Source organism: Pseudotabrizicola sp. (assembly GCF_030656345.1).
In the GTDB taxonomy this organism is placed as follows: Bacteria; Pseudomonadota; Alphaproteobacteria; order Rhodobacterales; family Rhodobacteraceae; genus Pseudotabrizicola.
This window is the reverse complement of the sequence record NZ_JAUSNR010000025.1, coordinates 1-1,763: the sequence shown is the minus strand read 5'-3', so window position 1 is coordinate 1,763 and position 1,763 is coordinate 1. Positions and strand designations below refer to the sequence as shown.

Sequence of the window (1,763 nt, the reverse complement as noted above, 5' to 3'; positions counted from 1 at the left end):
CCCGCCCAGGATCGCGCCGGTCATCCAGTTCAGGTTGTTGCCGATCGCGTTCAGGTATTGGCTGAACTCGGTGATCAGCCGGTCGAATTCGCCCGCGAAGTAGGTGGCCCCTGCCCCGCCGCCGCCAACCGAGGAGATCAGGGCCCCGGCGACGTAGTCGAGCCCGCCGATCACGGCATTGGCGACCGCATTGAAGTTGGCCCAGTTGAATGCGAAGAGCCCTATCAACATCAGCTTGATCAGGTACCAGAAGAAGCTGGCCCCATCCATGCTGCGGAACTGGAAGGCCATGTTGATGCAGACGCCGATCAGCGAGAGCGTGACCATCAGCAGGACGATCGTGCCGGTATTGCTTGCCACCACCCCGAACTGGGACTCGGCGGCATCGGCAAGGAAACCGTCAGCGGTTCCAACCATCCAGCTGACGATGCTCATTACCAGTTGCCTTGGGTTTCGCAGATATCCTGGACGTCGCGGGCGATCTGGTTCTGCTCGTTCCGAAGGGCCAATTGGGCCTGAGTGTGCTCCGCTTGGGTGCTTGTCGCGAACCGTTCCTCGTACTCGGCCGAGGCTGCATCCCATGACGGGAAGCGCACATCACAGCCGCAATCGCCGGTTTCCTGGATCGCCTCCCATGACCGCAGCTCGTAAAGCCGCATCAGCGTCAGCGCCTTATAGGCCTCGCGCGGGTGGACCTCGTCCATCCAGGTCGGGCGAGCGGGCCGGTCGTTGCAGATCCGGTATTGCTGGGGCGACATGGTCACGGTGAGATCGTTCGTCACCTGAGGCGAGGTCTGGGCCGCGAGCGGCGCGGCCAGCAGGGTGACAGCGGCGGTGAGGGTGATCTTGCGCATGGGGCTTTCCTTTCGGTTCATTCGGCCGCGACCGTGGCGCGCGCGGCACCCCCGGTTGGACCCGTGTTCTGGTCTGGATGTCTTGCCTGCCCCGGCAAGAAGAACTCGGTTATGCCGCGCGCGCCATTATGACGGCCGGCCTGGATGATCACGTCGATGGAGCCTTCGATGTAGTCGACCATGTCGGCATAGGTCATCGGCACATCGGTCTTGAGGGCGGCTATGGCGAGCCGGCGGACGGCGAGTTGCGGGGTCTCGGCATGCAGCGTGGTGAGCGAGCCTCCATGCCCGGTGTTGATCGCCTCGAGGAAGGTCATGGCCTCGCGGCCACGGACCTCGCCCAGCACGATCCGGTCGGGCCGCATCCGCAGGGTCGAGGCCAGAAGCACATCGGCGCTACGCGCCTCCGTGTCCCGGTCCGCGATCAGTGTCACGGCATTCGGCTGCTCGGGCCGCAGCTCGGCTGCCTCTTCGATGGTGATGATCCGCTCTTCTGGAGGGATCAGCGAGAGGATCTTGCGCGCCGCGACCGTCTTGCCGGTCGAGGTACCACCCGAGACGATCATGTTGAGCTTGTTCTCGACGCAGAACCGCAAGGCGGCGTCGATGTCACCGGAGGCCACCACATCGCGCAGTGCGGCGTTGCGTTCACGGCGCAGGCCTTCGAGGCTGCGCTCCTTGCCATAGAGGAAACCAAGCTTGATGGCCTCCAGTGGCAGGGAGGAGAAGAACCGCAGCGAGATCGAAAAACCCCCTTCGACAGCGGGCGGCTGGATCACCTGCGCCCGGATAGGCCGGTCGCGATAAAGGATCGACACCGAGACGATGGGCTTCTTGGTGCTGAGCGTGGTTGAGGCGGCCGAGGCGATCTGGTTGCCGAGGTCCTTGATCTCGGTCTGGGTAAGCGGG

At 64.1% G+C, this 1,763-nt stretch carries 3 protein-coding genes; all 3 read right to left on the bottom strand.

The window, feature by feature from the left end:
* Positions 1–435 (bottom strand): type IV secretion system protein (locus Q7J44_RS15185; protein WP_304881297.1); only part of this gene is annotated, 435 nt, incomplete at its 3' end.
* On the bottom strand, positions 435–854 hold the full coding sequence (locus Q7J44_RS15180; RefSeq protein ID WP_304881296.1) for a hypothetical protein: 420 nt from the start codon (positions 852–854) through the stop codon (positions 435–437). The genes Q7J44_RS15185 and Q7J44_RS15180, both read right to left, overlap by 1 nt.
* Positions 855–871: 17 nt before the next feature.
* Positions 872–1,763 (bottom strand): ATPase, T2SS/T4P/T4SS family (locus Q7J44_RS15175; protein ID WP_304881294.1); only part of this gene is annotated, 892 nt, incomplete at its 5' end.